At 29.4% G+C, this 17939-nt stretch carries 13 protein-coding genes; all 13 read left to right on the forward strand.

The window, feature by feature from the left end; all coding sequences use genetic code 11:
* The first annotated feature begins 161 nt into the window (after positions 1–161).
* The 13 genes from T514_RS0104075 to T514_RS0104135 all read left to right on the forward strand — a co-directional run bounded on the left by T514_RS0104075 (position 162) and on the right by T514_RS0104135 (position 17740).
* Positions 162–1160, forward strand: coding sequence for a LacI family DNA-binding transcriptional regulator (locus T514_RS0104075; RefSeq protein ID WP_027623618.1), 999 nt, complete (start codon positions 162–164; stop codon positions 1158–1160).
* A gap of 212 nt (positions 1161–1372) precedes the next feature.
* Positions 1373–5431: an AAA domain-containing protein gene (locus T514_RS0104080; RefSeq protein ID WP_027623619.1), complete on the forward strand. Its 4059-nt coding sequence runs from the start codon at positions 1373–1375 to the stop codon at positions 5429–5431.
* 130 nt (positions 5432–5561) lie between these two features.
* Positions 5562–6269, forward strand: coding sequence for an MgtC/SapB family protein (locus T514_RS0104085; RefSeq protein WP_027623620.1), 708 nt, complete (start codon positions 5562–5564; stop codon positions 6267–6269).
* A 140-nt stretch (positions 6270–6409) separates the two neighbouring features.
* Positions 6410–7447 carry an ABC transporter substrate-binding protein gene (locus T514_RS0104090; protein ID WP_027623621.1) on the forward strand — a complete coding sequence of 346 codons (1038 nt, stop codon included), beginning with the start codon at positions 6410–6412 and terminating at the stop codon, positions 7445–7447.
* 51 nt (positions 7448–7498) lie between these two features.
* Positions 7499–9181, forward strand: coding sequence for an ABC transporter permease (locus tag T514_RS0104095; protein ID WP_027623622.1), 1683 nt, complete (start codon positions 7499–7501; stop codon positions 9179–9181).
* 11 nt (positions 9182–9192) lie between these two features.
* The gene (locus T514_RS0104100; RefSeq protein WP_027623623.1) at positions 9193–10269 is read left to right on the forward strand and encodes an ABC transporter ATP-binding protein; all 1077 of its coding nucleotides are present in this window, start codon (positions 9193–9195) and stop codon (positions 10267–10269) included.
* Positions 10270–10617: 348 nt separating this feature from the next.
* Positions 10618–11301 carry a beta/alpha barrel domain-containing protein gene (locus tag T514_RS0104105; protein ID WP_027623624.1) on the forward strand — a complete coding sequence of 228 codons (684 nt, stop codon included), beginning with the start codon at positions 10618–10620 and terminating at the stop codon, positions 11299–11301.
* Between the two features lie 86 nt (positions 11302–11387).
* On the forward strand, positions 11388–12455 hold the full coding sequence (locus tag T514_RS0104110; protein ID WP_027623625.1) for a mannose-1-phosphate guanylyltransferase: 1068 nt from the start codon (positions 11388–11390) through the stop codon (positions 12453–12455).
* A 195-nt stretch (positions 12456–12650) separates the two neighbouring features.
* Positions 12651–13256, forward strand: coding sequence for a DNA-3-methyladenine glycosylase (locus T514_RS0104115; RefSeq protein WP_027623626.1), 606 nt, complete (start codon positions 12651–12653; stop codon positions 13254–13256).
* Between the two features lie 110 nt (positions 13257–13366).
* Positions 13367–14554, forward strand: a complete 1188-nt coding sequence (gene larC, locus T514_RS0104120; RefSeq protein ID WP_027623627.1) for a nickel pincer cofactor biosynthesis protein LarC — start codon at positions 13367–13369, stop codon at positions 14552–14554.
* A gap of 11 nt (positions 14555–14565) precedes the next feature.
* Positions 14566–15384 carry an ATP-dependent sacrificial sulfur transferase LarE gene (gene larE / locus T514_RS0104125; RefSeq protein WP_027623628.1) on the forward strand — a complete coding sequence of 273 codons (819 nt, stop codon included), beginning with the start codon at positions 14566–14568 and terminating at the stop codon, positions 15382–15384.
* Entirely contained in the window at positions 15377–16123 is a 747-nt protein-coding gene (gene larB, locus T514_RS0104130; protein ID WP_027623629.1) for a nickel pincer cofactor biosynthesis protein LarB, read from the forward strand. The genes larE and larB overlap by 8 nt, the downstream gene beginning before the upstream one ends.
* A gap of 237 nt (positions 16124–16360) precedes the next feature.
* On the forward strand, positions 16361–17740 hold the full coding sequence (locus tag T514_RS0104135) for a radical SAM/SPASM domain-containing protein (RefSeq protein WP_027623630.1): 1380 nt from the start codon (positions 16361–16363) through the stop codon (positions 17738–17740).
* Positions 17741–17939: the final 199 nt, after the last annotated feature.

Here is a 17939-nt window from a genome sequence, read left to right on the forward strand (position 1 = left end):
TAGAGAGTATTTTTTTATAATATGGTTAAGTTTAATAGTAAGTAATTTATGAAGGAATTTATTCTAATATGGAGAATATATAGTTTATAGCAAAATATAGTTGTAATATGAAAATTTTAAAAGTATAATTAATGAAAATAAACTGTATTAGGAGTGATAATATGGCAGCATCAATTAAAGACGTTGCGAGGGAAGCAGGGGTATCAATAGCTACCGTATCTAGAGTATTAAATGATGTGGATGTAGTTAATGAAGAAACAAAGAAAAAAGTTTTGGCTGCAATAAAAAAATTGGGATATAGACCTAATATAGTAGCTAGAAGTCTTAAGACTCAGAAAACAAAAACTGTTGGTATAATTATACCTGATATATCTAATCAATTTTATCCTGAAATTGTTAGAGGTGCAGAAGACGTAGCTAATATTTATGATTACAATATAATATTATGTAATACAGATTTAGATGCTGAAAAGGAAACAGATTATTTAAAGGTATTAAAGGAGAAAATGGTAGATGGAGTACTATATATGAGTACTTCTCTTGGAGAGGATACAATAGGTTTAATTAATGAGCTTGAACTTCCAACAGTATTAGTAGAAACTATAGATAAGGATAGAAGTTTTCCAAGTGTAACTATAGATAATGAACAAGCAGCTTATGATGCAGTGAAATACCTTGTAGAAAAGGGTAATAAAAAAATTGCTTACATAGGCCCTAATGATGACGTGATGAACGCAACATCTTTAAGGTATAAAGGATATAAAAAGGCATTAACTGAAAATAATATACATTTGGATTCAAACTTAGTGTGTTTTTCTGGAATTAAAGCTAGAGATGGATATGAAGGGATAAGAAAAATTTTAAGTAATACTCCAATAGATAGTGTATTTTGTGCTAGTGATGAAATTGCTATGGGAGTAATAAATTCTTTGAGAGATAAAGACATAAATGTACCAAAAGATGTAGATGTTTTTGGATTTAATAATATTTATGGTGCAGAAATATTCTATCCAAAGTTAACTACTATTGCTCAACCTATGTATGATATGGGTTCAGTAGGAATGAGAATGCTTATTAAAATGATAAATAAAGAGTCTTTAGAAAAAGAACATTATGTTTTAGATTATCAATTAATAGAAAGAAATTCCTGTAAAAAATAGAAGATAAATCTCTATAAGATAAAAAACACAGCAAATGCTGTGTTTTTTTATTTTTTAAATAAATAAATATGTCATTTGTATAGGGATAATGTTTTATGAAAATTTTGAAATGAAATTATCCAAATGGTATAATTTAACATACAAGGAATATATTAATAGATTAAATTGTTTTTTAATATAATAAATATCAACTATAAATAGGGGGGATTGGTATGAAAACGAGAGAAAAGATTAAAAACATATTTAATTATCTCCTTAGTGTAAAAAGTATTAATGAAAAAATAGTCAGAAATATTAAGGAATATGATAAGGTTTTTTTGGAAAAGGATATAGATGGTTTAGTAGGTTGTAGTGTGAATAAAGACTTGTGTGGAGATTGGTGGATAAAAGTTGATAAAAGATCCAAGGATATATACAATTATTTATTTAATGTTTATCAGAATATACAGAAAAAAGGAGAGAATATAGAATTAGTTCATGGAAATGGATTGGTTAAGTTATCTGTTAATGGAGAAGATATATATCACCCGATTTTTACTACACCATTAGAGTTAAGTTTTCAATTAGAAGAAGGAAATTTTTATTTAAAAGCATGTACTAATGCAAATTTAGAAAACTATTTTCTTCAAAACCTTACTATAGATCATTCTAAGTTATCAAAATTAAAAGATGATATAAAATTTGAAGGTATAAATTCAAGAGATACAGAGACTATAGAAAAGTATTTTAAAGATATAATAAATATATTAAATAATGGTGACTTAAATATGCCTGAAAAACCGTCAATACATATAGAATCAATGTTTATAATTAGAAAAGCTAGTACGAATTTATGGAGAGAAGAAATAAAAAATATATTAAGTGAATTAGATAAAGGATTAGCTATTCCAAAATCTATAGAGGCATTAGTAAGTGACAATATTATAGTAGAAGATGAAAAAGTAAAAGAAGAATGGGGAAAAATAAGTGAAGATTTATTATTTCCACTCCCTGCCAATGAAGAGCAAAAAGAAGTTGCTAAAAGAATAGGAGAAAATTTTGGAGTAGTAGTACAAGGGCCGCCGGGAACAGGAAAGAGTCATACCATAGCTAATTTGATATGTCATTTTTTAGCTCATGGCAAAAAGGTATTGGTAACCAGTGAAACGGATAGGGCTTTAAAAGTTTTAGAAGAAAAAATACCCGAGGAGATAAGATCATTATGTATAAGTTTATTAGGTAATGATGCAAAGTCCTTTAGGGAGTTAGAAGAGTCTGTAAGAAAAATAACCGATAGTTTATCTTTAAACCCAAGAGATTTGGAAAAAGAATTAAATATGCTTAGAAAGGAACTAAATTTATGTAAGGATAATGAGAAAATATTAGTTACCAAGTTAAAGGAAATAGATGAGAGAGAAAATAAAAGTATAAATTATTGTGGTCAGAATTATAAGTTAGTGGATATTGCAAAGTGGTTAAGAGACAATGAAGCGGAATATTCTTGGATAGAGGATGATATAAAGCCGTATAGCAAGTCACCTATTTCAGAAAAAGATTTTGAAAAATTAAAGGATTATGTTAATAAAATAAGTAAGGAAGATATAGAAATAATTAATAAGGTAGGAATTATAATAGATAAATTTTCTGGTTACAGAGAAATCTATGATGCTATTATTAAATATATGAAATTAAAAGAAAAGTATGATGGAAATAGAAATCTAATAGAAGGTTGGAATATCTATGACAATAAGAGATTTCAGTATACAGAAGTAATAAATGTTATAGAAAATGCTATATGTAAATTAGACAACGTAGAGAGAAAAGGTTTTAGTAAAGTTTTAGTAGATTATTATACTAGTAATATATTAAGCCATTCTATTTCAGGTTTATTATTAAGATGGAATGGATATATTAAAAGACTAGCTGTAATAAAAAAAGAATTAAATGACCATTGTATATGTCTGCCTAAAGATGTAAATATAATGAATTTTGAAAAAGATTTTAATAAGGTTTATGAGGAATTAAACAAGAAAGGAAAGTTAGGCAAATTTTTCTTTGTGATTAATAAAGATTGCAGATATATAGAAGAATGTTTAGTTGATTATAAACCATTAGAAACGTTACCACAAGCTATTACAGTAAAGTTATATTTGGAGGAGAAATTCATAGAGCGAAATGTAATAGATTTGTGGAATAATACTTTTAAATCATATGAAAATCTAATAATAGATAAGAAATGTATCAACAACATAAAACTCATAGAGGAGTATATGAGTATAATAGAAGATATAGTTAGTTGGGATGAAACAGTAAAGTTAGAAGTGTCCAAGCTATTAGGAAGAATACAATTCCCAATAAACATGAACTGGTATATAAAAGATACATTAAAACATATAAAAAATTGTATAATTGCCATTAATGAAATTTATGAATATAAAGATGTGGAAGCTTATTTACAATCAATAAAAAATTTGTTGTATGATATTAGAGAATTAGATATATTATATAACGCTATAGAGAATCTAAATTTAGATGAGCTAAAAGAAGCATTTCTAGAAATAAATAGATTGAAAAAAATGAAATCTTATGTAAGTGATATGAAGTTAATATTATCAAAATTAAGTAATACGTGTCCTAAGTTGGCTTTAAAAATATTATCTGGGGACATAGAAAATCTGAAAAATTGGAATAGGGCTTGGAGATGGGCAGAGTGGAATTCTATGTTAAATGATTTAAATAATATTAACGAAGTTGATTTAGAAGAAAGGCTAGAAAATGAGAAGGAAAAAGAAAGATATTTAATTAAAGAAATAATAAGTAAACAGACTTGGTACAATCAGGTACTTAAGATCTCAGAGAATGAGAAGAGAAGCCTATTCTCTTGGTTACAGGCAGTAAAAAGAATTGGAAAGGGTAAGGGAAAATATGCAGGAGAATATGCCAAGTTAGCTCAAAGGGAACTGGAGAATTGTAAAAGTTTTATACCTGTTTGGATAATGCCTTTAAATAGAGTAATAGAGAATATCAAACTTACTGAAGATAAGTTTGATGTAATTATATTTGATGAGAGCAGTCAAAGTAATATATTTGCGTTATGTGCTTTGATGAGAGGAAAAAAGGCTGTTATAGTGGGAGATGATAAGCAGATAAGTCCTGAACTTATAGGAATAGAACAGGAAAGTATAAAAAATCTTATCAATAGTTATCTTAGAGACATTCCTAATAAGGAATGGTTTGATTTACAAACAAGTTTGTATGATACTGCTTTAAGAGTATTTCCAAGTAGAGTTATGTTAAAAGAACACTTTAGATGTGCTTCTGAAATAATAGGTTTTAGCAATAGATTATGCTACTCAGGAGAAATACTACCTTTAAGATATCCCCAAAGGTTTGAAAGATTTGACCAACCTATAGTGCCTGTAAAGGTGATGAATGGAAAACGTGAGGAGAAAAAAGGAATTAATATAGAAGAAGCAGAAGCAATAGTTGGAATGATATATGATTGTTGCAGAGATAGAAACTATAGAGGAATGACTATGGGTGTTATATCTTTGCTAGGGGAAGCTCAGGCAGATTATATACAAGAACTTTTAAGAAATAAAATTGGTGAAGAGGAGATGATTAGAAGAAAGATAGTCTGTGGGGATGCTTATTCTTTTCAGGGGGATGAAAGGGATATAATGTTTTTATCAATGGTTATAGGAGATAACATGAAATTTGTACCACTTACTAAGGAGTCAGATATTAGGAGATTTAACGTAGCTGCTAGTAGGGCTAAAAATCAAATGTGGTTATTTTACTCCATAGATCCACAGAGCTTAAATAGGGATTGTGTAAGATTTTCCATTTTGGATTATTGTATCAATTATGAGAGTTATGGGAAAGAAAATAAAAATATTGATTATGTATTCTATTCACAGCTTCAAAGAGATGTATATAAAATATTATCAGAAAAAAATTATAATATATGTCCTAATGTAAATATAGGTGGATATAAAATAGACTTTGTATTAGAAGGGTTTAAAAATAAAGTTGCTATAATATGTGAGGACCAAGATGAAAAAACTATATTAAATTGGGATGAACAGTATGAGGCACAATTAAAATTAAAGTCTTCTGGTTGGAATATTATAAAGATAAGAAATATACACTTTTATAGGAATATGGATAGTACTATGAATAAGATTTTTTCAAAACTTGAAAAACAAGCAATGCTTCCCTACAAGGATAATAAGGATGTAGTAAATAATAAGCAGTTATTTAAAAGTTCAAAATCACTTAAAGTAGTATAAAAATATTGTTTAAAGGTGAAACATTAAAATATTATATAACAATATGGCATAAATATAGTGTTTATTATATAATATAGACACTATATTTTTATTATTGAAGAAGTTTATAATATATAAAGGGGAAGTACAAATGAGTTTACAAGAAGTAGTTATAAGGTTGACGCTTGCTATTACAATAGGTGGAATTATAGGATATGAAAGAGAATTTCAACGTAGGCCAGCTGGTTTTAGAACGCATGTGTTAGTATGCGTTGGGGCAGCAGTTATATCGATGATACAACTTTTTGACTTACAATATACAGTAAATTTAATTAAATCTAATCCTGAATTAGCTCCTTCAATAAAGACTGAAGTTGGTAGATTAGGGGCCCAAGTTATAAGTGGAATAGGTTTTTTAGGAGCAGGAACTATAATACGTGACAGTGGGGCTGTAAAAGGCTTGACAACAGCAGCAAGTTTATGGACTGTAGCTTGTATTGGGCTTGCTGTTGGGATGGGACATTATACTTTAAGTATATTATCTAGTATAGCAGTAGTAATTTCACTAGTTACTTTAAAAAAATTTGAGTCCAGGTTTATGGAGAAGAGTAAGTTAGTACAATTAGAAATAGAATATTTGGAAAAAAATAATATGATTCAAAAAGTTTCAGAATACTTTGAAAGGAAGGATATAAAAGTTAGGAATATAGAATTTGTTTTTGATATTACTCAGGAAAATGAGAAGAATGTTTATGGAAAGAGTTTATTTACTATAATGATACCTAGATATATTAATTTATCTCAAATATTAAGGGATTTAGTTATTGTCGATGGAATTGTAAAGGTAAATGTAGTGTAGTAAATAAAGATGATTTTATAAAAATGCTTGTGATTATTTGAGAAGTAGTTCTCAATAGGCACAAGCATTTGTCATTTTTAAATAAAATTATGCATATATAAATCCAAAACTAAATAAATATATGATAAGGAGGGGGTCATATGTTAAAGATAAAAAAGGTGTTAGGATTAGTTTTAGCTTCAACTATGTTAATAACAATGGTTTCTGGCTGTGGAGCTAAAGAAACAGAAGAGAAAAATAAGGTTAAAGCTGAAAAACTCACTATATATTGTGGACTAATGGAAGATCATATGGTAGCAGCTGTAAAAGAATTTGAAAAGGAGACAGGCATTAAAGTTGATGCAGTAAGAATGAGTTCAGGAGAAATAATGGGGAGAGTAAAGGCTGAAAAGGAAAATCCTAAGGCATCTATATGGTTTGGAGGTCCAGCAGATGGATTTATACAGGCTCAAAAAGATGGGTTGCTAGAAAAATATATATCAGCAAATGCTAAAGATATACCAGAACAGTTTAAGGATAAGGATGGATATTGGACAGGAATATATAAAGGTTACTTGGGGTTTGTTTCAAATAAAAAGTTATTAGGAGAAAAGGGTGCTCAAGCTCCACAAAGTTGGGAGGATTTATTAAAACCTGAATTTAAAGGACAAGTAGTAATTGCAAATCCAGGATCATCAGGAACAGCATATACATTACTTTCCACTGTTATACAAATAATGGGCGAAGAAAAAGGCCTTGCATATATGAAAAAATTAAATGGACAGATTAAATCATATCAAAAGTCTGGAACTGCTCCAGGAAGAATGGTTGGTCAAGGTGAAGCTACAGTAGGAGTAACATTTTTACATGATGCTATAAAATATAGAGAAGAAGGAATGAAGGACATAGTATTATCAGTACCTAAAGAAGGAACAGGTTATGAAATAGGAGCTGTAGCTGTTCTAAAAGGTGGCCCAGATCAAGAAGCAGCTAAAAAGTTTGTTGATTGGTGCTTAACAGTAAAGGCTCAAGAATTAGGTCAAACAGTAGGATCTTATCAATTCTTAACTAACCCACAAGCCAAAGCACCAAAACAAGCGAATGAACTAAAGGACACTAAGCTTATTAACTATAACCTTGAATGGGCTGGTAGTCACAAAAATGAATTAATTGAAAAATGGAGTAATGCTATCAAATAATTTAAAGCCCATCTTTTAAGATGGGCTTTAATAAAAAGCCGAGGTGATTATATGAATAATAGAATTAAAACAGAACTAGATGATGCAAAAAAGATTATAAGAGATCCTATACTTTTTACTGTAATAATAATAGTAATAGCAGCTCTTATTATATTTATATTATGGCCATTATATGATGTTTTAAAGGAGAGCTTTTTACAAGGTAATGGGGGAATAACATTTAAATATTATAAGCAGATATTTAGTCAAGTTGAGACTAAAACTGTATTAATCAATACATTAGTACTTGGAGTGTTTGTAAGTGTAGTATGTACAGTTATAGGGTTTTTATTTGCATATGCAAATGCATATATTAATCTAAAATTTAAAAAGATATTTAGCATACTTACCATACTTCCAATAGTATCTCCACCTTTTGCTTTAGCAATGTCATTTATAATGCTTTTTGGACAAAGAGGTTTTATAACCTATAGTATATTAGGAATTAAGGATGCCAATGTGTATGGATTTTGGGGACTAGCTATAGTGCAAATACTAACATTTTTCCCAGTAGCATATTTAGTTTTAACAGGGTTATTAAAGCAAATAGATCCTTGCTATGAAGAAGCAGCAAGAAATATGGGAGCATCAAGAATTTATATATTTAAAACTATTATATTACCTTTGCTTAGACCAGGAATAGCTAATGCATTTTTATTAGTATTTATTCAGAGTGTTGCGGACTTTGGAAATGCAATGGTAATAGGAGGGAACTTTACTACTCTAGCGGCAAAAACCTATTTGCAAGCTATGGGGAATTATGATATTAAGGGTGGAACAGCATTGGCTACAGTGCTTTTAAGTATATCTATAATAATGTTTGTATTACAGAAGTATTGGGTTGGAAATAAATCTTATGTAACTGTTACAGGAAAGCCTTCAAGACAGAGGGATTATATAACCGAAAAATCAATTATAATTCCTGTAGAAACTCTGTGCTATCTAATATGTATATTTATACTTATACTTTATGTGTTAATACCTTATGGATCTTTTGTTAAGCTATGGGGTATTGATTATACACCTACACTAAGCCACTATAAATATATAATGAATTTAGGAATGAAACCTCTATGGGATACAACATTATTATCTTTAATAGCAATGCCTATAACTGGAGTTATGGGTATGATAATAGCATTTTTAATAGTTAGGAAAAAATTTTTCGGAAGAGAAGCTGTTGAGTTTGTATCAATGCTTTCTATGGCAGTTCCGGGAACAGTAATTGGTATGGGATACGTTTTAGCATATAATAAAAAACCATTAATATTAACAGGTACATCAGCTATTATAATATTAGCTTTTATATTTAGAAGTATGCCCGTAGGAATAAGATCAGGAGTTGCGTCTCTTAAACAGATAGATCCAGGAATTGAGGAAGCAGCACAAGATTTAGGTGCTAATTCTTTTAAGGTGTTTACATCTGTTACAATCCCTTTAATCAAGTCTGCTTTCTTTAGTGGTCTTGTTTATAGCTTTGTAAGAAGTATGACTGCTGTTAGTGCTGTAATATTTTTAGTATCAGCCAATTATAATCTACTTACAGTAACAATTATGTCTCAAGTTGATGTTGGAAGGATAGGAGTAGCAGCAGGATATTCCACTCTATTAATACTTATAGTTATGATGGTAGTTGGAATTATGAAATTCCTATTAAGAAAGATAGGAATAAAAACTTCAACTAGAGAAGTTTAGGAGGAATTATAATGAGTTCAAAGTTTGTTAAATTAGAAAATATAACAAAAATTTATAAGACTGTTGGAGGTAAGACCTTTACAGCAGTAGACAACATTTCTATTCATATAAAACCAGGTGAATTTGTGACACTATTAGGACCTTCAGGGTGCGGGAAAACTACTACATTAAGAATGATAGCTGGGTTTGAGGTGCCTACCAATGGGTATGTGTATATAGGAGAAGAAAAGGTTAACAATCTTACACCAGATAAAAGAGATACTGCAATGGTATTTCAGAGTTATGCTTTATTCCCACATTTAAATATATTTGAAAATATAGCTTATGGTTTAAGAATAAAAAAATTACCTCAAAAAGATATAGAAAAAAGTGTAAGAAATATACTAGAGCTTGTAGGATTATCAGATTTGGAGAATAGGGCGCCTAATCAACTGTCAGGGGGACAACAGCAAAGAGTAGCTTTAGCAAGAGCTTTAGTAATGCAGCCTTCGGTACTTTTATTTGATGAACCTTTATCTAATTTAGATGCTAAGCTTAGAGTTTATATGAGAACAGAGATAAGAAAAATACAAAAGAAAATTGGGATAACTAGCATTTATGTAACTCATGACCAAGCCGAAGCTATGAGTATGTCTGATAGAGTAATTATAATGAACAAAGGATTAATAGAGCAGGTAGGAACACCTCAAGAAATATATAAAAATCCCGCTACAGACTTTGTGGCTGACTTTATAGGGATAGCAAATATATTTGAATCTTATATTAAAGAAGTAGAAGGAGAATATGTCTATATAGAACTTTTTGATAAAACATTTAAAATTAAACCTAACAGAAAGTTTAGATTAAATGATAAAGTTAAAGTTGTTATTAGACCTGAAGCATTATATTTTGAAGAAGAAGGAGATATAAAAATAGGCATAAAATCTTCAGTGTTTATGGGCTCTTATCAAGATTATATTTTAAAGTATAAGGATATAGATATAAAACTTGTAGACTATAACCCATTAAATAAAAAAGTTTATGAAGAGGGACAAAGTACTTTCCTTAAAATTGATGAAGGAAGTGTTCATATAATACCTATAAGTTAAAATGAATAATAATTTTTAAACCACCAATCCACTTTATTGCTCATAGCATATTATGAACAATAAAGTGGATTGGTGGTTTTTGGGTACTAATTTTCGCAAGTTAGAAGTTAATTATAGTAAGATCCTCAAAAATGGGGAAAACTATGTTATAAAGTTAAAAATTTTATAGCAAATGTTAGCTAGGAGGTGAATAAAATGTTACAATATGAAATATATTTTAAGATTTAATCTACAATGGTGACTTTTTCATTGAGAATTATACAGGAAAATAAATTTGTAGAGTTCTCAATAAAATAAAAGATAAACTAGGTTTAAAAATTATAGAAAAGCATATGAGGAGGATTTATTTTGGAGAACAGGGTAAAGGATAAAAAATATGTGCCAGTAATAGAAACAAGACTTAGAAAGAGAATTGTAGAGGTTCCAAAGGAAATATATGATGCAAGTGGAATCAATGTTTTAGGAAAAAGGATAAAATCATTAATTTTTTCAACAGATGTTGCCATAATCAAGAATTCCAATGCGGACGGAGTAATTGCAGTTTATCCATTCACTCCTCAGCTTTCCATAACACATGCTATTATAGAAGTATCTCCTAGTCCAGTATTTGTAGGAGTAGGAGGAGGACTAACAACAGGACAAAGATCTATTGATATTGCACTTAATGCTGAGTTATATGGAGCTTTTGGTGTGGTAATGAATGCTCCTACGCCAAATGAATTGATTAAGGAAATGAAACAAAGAATTGATATTCCTATTGTAATTACTGTAGTATCAGAAAAGGAAAACATTGAAGAGAGGATAAAGGCAGGTGTTTCTATATTTAATGTTTCAGGAGGAGCTAAAACAGCTCAGATTGTTGAAAATATAAGAAGGAGATTCCCGGATGTAGCTATAATTGCAACAGGGGGGCAGAATGTGGAAAGTATTCGTAATACAATTAAAGCAGGGGCTAATGCAATTACATATACCCCTCCAAGTACTGGGGAAATGTTTTCTGACATCATGGATAAGTATAGGGAGACACTATAAACAATGAAGGTTATTTAAAACTTTTAATTCACCACTCCGCTTTATTGTTCATAATATAATATGAACAATAAAGCGGAGTGGTGGTTTTGTTATATGCACTAATTCTTGCAGGTGGAAAAGGAACAAGACTTTATCCATTATCAAGAGAAGATAATCCAAAACAATTTTTAAAAATAATAAACAATAAGAGTTTTTTAAGAAATACTGTAGACAGAATAAAACCATTAGTTAATAAAGAAAATATATATGTTGTAACTAATGAGAAATATTTAGATAAGGTATACGGAGAATTGCCGGAATTGAATAAGGAAAATATATTTGTAGAACCCGCCAATAAAGAGACTGCTACATGTATAGGGTTATCTGCAGTAAGACTGTTAAAGAAGGATAAAGATGCATTAATGATAGTACTTCCTTCAGATCATTATATTGAAAATGAAAAAGTGTTTATAGATACTATAAATCAGGCAGTAGATACTGTAGATAGAAGAAGAGGGCTAATAACTATAGGGGTGCCACCAACAAGGCCAGAAACAGGATATGGATATATAGAAGTAGGAGAAAGAATCTTTGGTGATATTGCAGCATACAAGGTAGAGAGATTCTTGGAAAAACCCAACCTAGAAGTAGCAAAGGATTTAATTTTTAAAGGAACTTATTTGTGGAATAGTGGTATGTTTGTGTGGAGGGCAGATGTATATTTAAGAGAAATGGAGAAGTATTTGCCGAAGATGTATAAAAGTATGATGAATATTTATTCTAATTTAGGTACAGAATCAGAAAAAGAAATTATAAGGGAAGAATATAATTTAATTGATGGTATTTCTGTTGACTTTGGCATAATGCAAAAGACAAGAAAAGCTTATGTAATAAAATGTGAGTTTATATGGGACGATATAGGAAATTTTGCGTCATTATCTAGGTTTTTAAAAAATTTCCGAGGAAATAATGTTAATGGAAATACTTTTATAGAGGAAAGTGACAACTGTATGATCTTTGGTGGCGAAAAATTGGTTATTGGATTTGGTATTAAAGATTTAATAATTGTTGATGCTGGAGATGTAATTTTAGTTATGGATAAAAATAAGGATCAGGAAATAAAGCATTTGGTAAATAAATTAAAAGAATATGATGGTTTTGGTAAATATACCTAAAATAATAGGTTAAAGGATGCATATGCATCCTTTTTTAAATTTACAGTAAGGTATTCATATATATTATTAGTTTTTTAAATGTTAAGTGTTCTTTTTCAAGTTAAAAAAGTTAAGGTGTATAGCATTGTTATTTTGATGATATAATATTTTTAAAAGATATTATTTAATATAATAACTTATAAAGGAATGATAAATTTGAAATTACCTAGAGAGTTCTATAATAGGGATACCATTGAGGTGTCAAAGGAATTATTAGGAAAAGTATTAGTAACAAAAGAAAATGGTATAGTATGCAAGGGGAAAATAGTAGAAGTAGAAGCTTACATGGGAATTGAAGATAAAGCTGCTCATTCTTATGGTGGAAGAAAGACAAAAAGAGTAGAAGTAATGTATGGAGATCCGGGATTTGCTTATGTTTATTTTATATATGGATTATATTATTGTATGAATGTAGTTACTAGGGAAAAGGGAGTTCCCCAAGCTGTATTGATTAGAGCATTAGAACCTATAGAAGGATTTGATGTAATAAGCAATAGAAGATTTAAGAAAAATTATGACGAACTTACTAAAAGGGAAAAAATAAATTTAACTAATGGGCCTTCTAAACTATGTGCTGCTATGAACATAGACAAATTATTAAATGCAGAGGATCTTTGTGGAGAAGTTATTTATATAGAAGAAGGGGAAAAGGAAGATTTTCAAATTGTTGAATCCAAAAGAATTGGAATAGATTATGCGGAAGAAGCTAAGGATTATCTATGGAGATTCTACATAGAGGGTAATAAATATGTATCAAAATGATCCATTATGAAAATTACAGTTAAATGGTAAATTATTATTGTAAATGTTAAAATAATAAAGTAACTGTATGATGTTTACTTAAGAAAATATTTAAAGGGATGGGTGGAAAAATGAGAATACTTTATTATGATTGTTTTTCAGGAATAAGCGGAGATATGAATTTAGGCGCAATGATAGACTTAGGAGTGGACAAGAATTATTTGATAGAAGAGTTGTCAAAGTTAAATTTAGATGAATATAGAATAGAAATAAATAAAGAAGAGAGAAAGGGCATAATTGGTACCAAAGTTAATGTAATATTAGAACATAATCATAGTCATAATCATGAAGAACATTATCATAGAAATTTAACGGATATAGAAGAAATAATATATAATAGTGGATTACGAACTGAAGTAAAAGAATTAAGTATGAATATTTTTACAAAGGTAGCGGAGGCAGAAGCAAAGGTTCATGGCAAGCCATTATATGAAGTGCATTTTCATGAAGTAGGTGCAGTGGATTCTATAGTAGATATTGTAGGAGCAGCTATTTGTTTTTATTGTTTAAAAATAGATAAAGTTATAGCTTCTAAAATAGAGTTAGGAAAAGGTTTTATAAATTGTGCCCATGGTGTTTTACCTGTACCAGCTCCAGCTACTACTGAAATATTAAAGGGAATACCTGTAACGTTGGGAAACATTCTCTTTGAAGCTACAACACCAACAGGAGCTGCTATAATAGCCACATTAACAGAAGAATTTATAGAAAATGTAGATTTTAAAATAGACAAAGTTGGGTATGGAGTAGGGCAGAAAGATGAAGGTAATATACCTAATGTTTTAAGAGTATTTATAGGGGAAACAGAGGAGAAGAATAGTCACTATATTATGGAATGCAATATAGATGACATGAATCCAGAAGTATATTCCTATGTAATAGATAAATTATTTGAAGTGGGAGCCTCAGATGTTTATTTAACACCTATAATTATGAAAAAGGGAAGACCTGCAACAATGTTATCTGTGCTTTATGAAAAAAAAGTAGAAGATAGGCTTAAAGATATAATTTTTAGGCAGACTACTACTATTGGAACTAGAAAGTATAAAGTAGAAAAAGAATTTCTCCAAAGAGAGATATTATATTTAAATACTCCATACGGTGAGGTAAGAGTGAAGAATTCTTACCTAAATGGAGAAAGAATAAAATATAAGCCAGAATATGAGGATTTAAAAAGAATATCAGAGGAGAAGAATATACCGCTTATAAGCATTTATAATATAGTTCAAAATTTAATAGACAAACACCATAATATTTGAGGTGAGGGTTAATGATATATGATGATAAATATTTAGAGTTAATTAATTATATAAAGGATTTGGGCAAAGTAGCCATTGCTTTTTCAGGAGGGGTAGATAGTACTTTTTTACTAAAGGTGGCAAAAGAAGCTATAGATAATGGAGTAATAGCGATAACAATAAAGTCTCCATATATACCAGAAAAAGAAATAAAAGATGTTAAAGATATTATAAATGAATTAAATGTAACACATTATTTTTTAGAATTTCCTATTGTGGAGGAGATAAGATACAACCCTAAGGATAGATGTTATAGATGCAAAAAGAATTTATTTAAAGAAATAATAAATTTAGCTAAAATAAATGGTATAGAGTATGTTTTAGATGGTAGTAATTTTGATGATACTAAAGATTATAGACCTGGTATGAAAGCATTAGAGGAATTGAATATAAAAAGTCCGCTAAAAGAATTAAATATTACTAAAGCGGAAATAAGAATGTTTTCCAGAAAGTTAAATTTACCAACATGGAATAAGCCATCTTATGCATGTCTGTTGTCTAGATTACCATATGATACAGAGATAGACTTAAAAGAATTAGTTAAAATAGAGAAAAGTGAAGAGTATTTATATAGCATAGGATTTAAAGAGGCAAGAGTTCGTAGTTATAATAATATGGCAAGAATAGAGGTTAATAAAAAAGATATAAGTAAATTCTTAAATGGGGATTTAGTACAAGACATAGTGAATAATTTAAAAAAGTATGGATATCAGTATGTAGCTTTAGATTTAGAAGGGTATAGAATGGGAAGTATGAATGCAGTTATAAAGGATGGTAATGGAGATGAATGAAAATGATATAAGACAACTGTTGGAGGGGATAAAAAGTGGTAACATAATGATAGAAGAGGGAGTGGAAAAATTAAAGGAACTTCCTTTTAAGGATTTAGGTTATGCAAAAATTGATAATCATAGAGAAGTTAGAGTAGGATATCCAGAGATAATATATTCTGAAGGGAAGACTGTAGAACAGGTAAAAGAAATTGTAAAATTTATGTTAACCAGGGGGAATAATATATTAGCAACAAGAGCTAATGAAGAAATGTATATAGAAATACAAAAGATTTATAAAGAAGCTGAATATTTTCCTGAAGCTAGGATTATAAGGATAATACAAAGGGAAATAGAAAAGACTAAAAGTTATATTGCAGTTGTGACAGCAGGAACTTCTGATATACCTATATCAGAGGAGGTATCTATTACTGCAGAAACCTTTGGTAATGAAGTGAAAAGGATATATGATGTTGGAGTAGCTGGCATACATAGGTTATTTCATAAAATTGATATAATAAGAGGAGCCAAAGTAGTAGTTGTTGTAGCAGGTATGGAAGGAGCATTGGCTAGCGTAGTAGGAGGATTAGTGGATAAGCCTGTAATAGCGGTTCCAACTAGTGTAGGCTATGGTGCCAATTTTAAGGGATTATCTGCGCTTTTGGCTATGTTAAATAGTTGTGCTAGTGGTGTTACTGTAGTAAATATAGATAATGGATTTGGTGCTGGATATACAGCAAGTATGATTAACAAATTATAAAATGATTTTTTGTGAGAACTTATGAAGAGACTAAAGTTTCTGTATAAGTTCTTATTTTATTGCTTAAGTATGAATAATAAATAATAAAAATCATATATTTTATTAATACTTTGTTAAATATATCCATATCTTGTTGACTTGTAAGGGGTGAAGAATATAATATTATTATACTCATCAGTACAAAAAAACTGAAAAAAGCAATAATATTTATTATTTTTATATCGGGGGGAATTATAAATGAAGGTAATAGAGTCAATGGAAAAAGGAGTAAAAGATGTACTCGTTAAAAAAGGCGTTGAATTACTTAGTAAGGACCCGGAAAACAATGTTGACAAGTTGTTTGATATAATAAAAAAAACAATAAAAGATGAGGAAAACTTAAAAAGAGTTAATGATGTTCAGGAATACTATAATGATATACCTTCAGTAAATGAGTACATTAAAAGCTTATTAAAAAATACTGATAAAAAGTGCATGGAAAAATTATTTACCAACTTTTTTGCTAATGCTGTTTGGTATGGTATGCCAAAGAGAGCTAAATTACTGGAGGAAAAAGGCATAAAAACTCCTTTTGTCATATTGCTTAGCCCTTCAATGAGATGTAATCTTAGATGCACTGGCTGTTATGCAGCTAATTATAGTAAAAAAGATGACATACCTTATGAGGAAGTAGATAGAATAGTTAAAGAAGCTAGGAATATTGGCATATATTATTTTATCATACTAGGGGGAGAACCTTTCTTTAATGAATATATGTTAGACATATATAAGAAATATAATGATGTAATGTTTACTCCATTTACTAATGGAACTTTATTTGATGAAAAATTAGCAGATAAAATAAGGGATTTAGGGAATGTTGTCCCTATGTTTTCATTAGAGGGTTTTGAGGAAGAAACAGATGCAAGAAGAGGAAAGGGCGTATTTAAAAAAGTTATGCATGGAATGGACCTTCTTAGAGAAAGAGGAGTATTATTTGGGGTTTCTTCTGCTACTGGTAGACATAATGTTGATACTGTATCTTCAGATGAATTTATTAATATGTTGATAGAAAAGGGAGCAAAAATGAGCTGGTATTTCATATTTATGCCAGTAGGTGATGATCCAGACTTCAACTTAATGTTAACTCCAGAACAGCGATTAATGCTAGGAGAAAGGGTAAGAAAAATTAGAACAACTAAACCTTACTTTGCTATAGACTTCTTTAATGATGCTCCTTATGTTGGAGGATGCATTGCAGGAAAATATTATTGTCATATAAATTCTCATGAAGATGTAGAACCATGTATTTTTGCTCATTTTGCTACAGATAATTTAAAAAATAAACCATTAATAGATGTATTTAAAACACCTTTCTTTAAAGAATTAAGAGATAGACAGCCATATAATGATAATTTATTATTACCATGTATGATGATTGATAATCCAGAAGTGGTAAGAGAGGTTGCTGCTAAGACTGGCGCTAAGCCTACAGATAAGGGAGCAGAAATGATGCTTAATGATGAAGAATTTAAGAAAAATCTTGATAATTTAGCTAAAGAATTTAAACCTTATGCGGAGAAAGCGTGGAAAGAACAATTTAATTCTACTGGTAATTATGAAATGTCTAAAGGTTGATATATAAATTTAAAGCTACTGAGTATTTTATTCAGTAGCTTTATTAGTTCTACAAAAGGTGGTTCAAATTAAGTACTTTTTATAAATAAGTTCCACAATAAGCTAATAAAGAATTATAATTTTGACAATTTTATTACAGTAGATTATCATTAAAAATAAGTATCAAGTGATTCTTAGTATTCCGACCTGTAGATGTAGG

The sequence above is a fragment of the Clostridium lundense DSM 17049 genome (genome assembly GCF_000619945.1).
In the GTDB taxonomy this organism is placed as follows: domain Bacteria; phylum Bacillota; class Clostridia; order Clostridiales; family Clostridiaceae; genus Clostridium_AO; species Clostridium_AO lundense.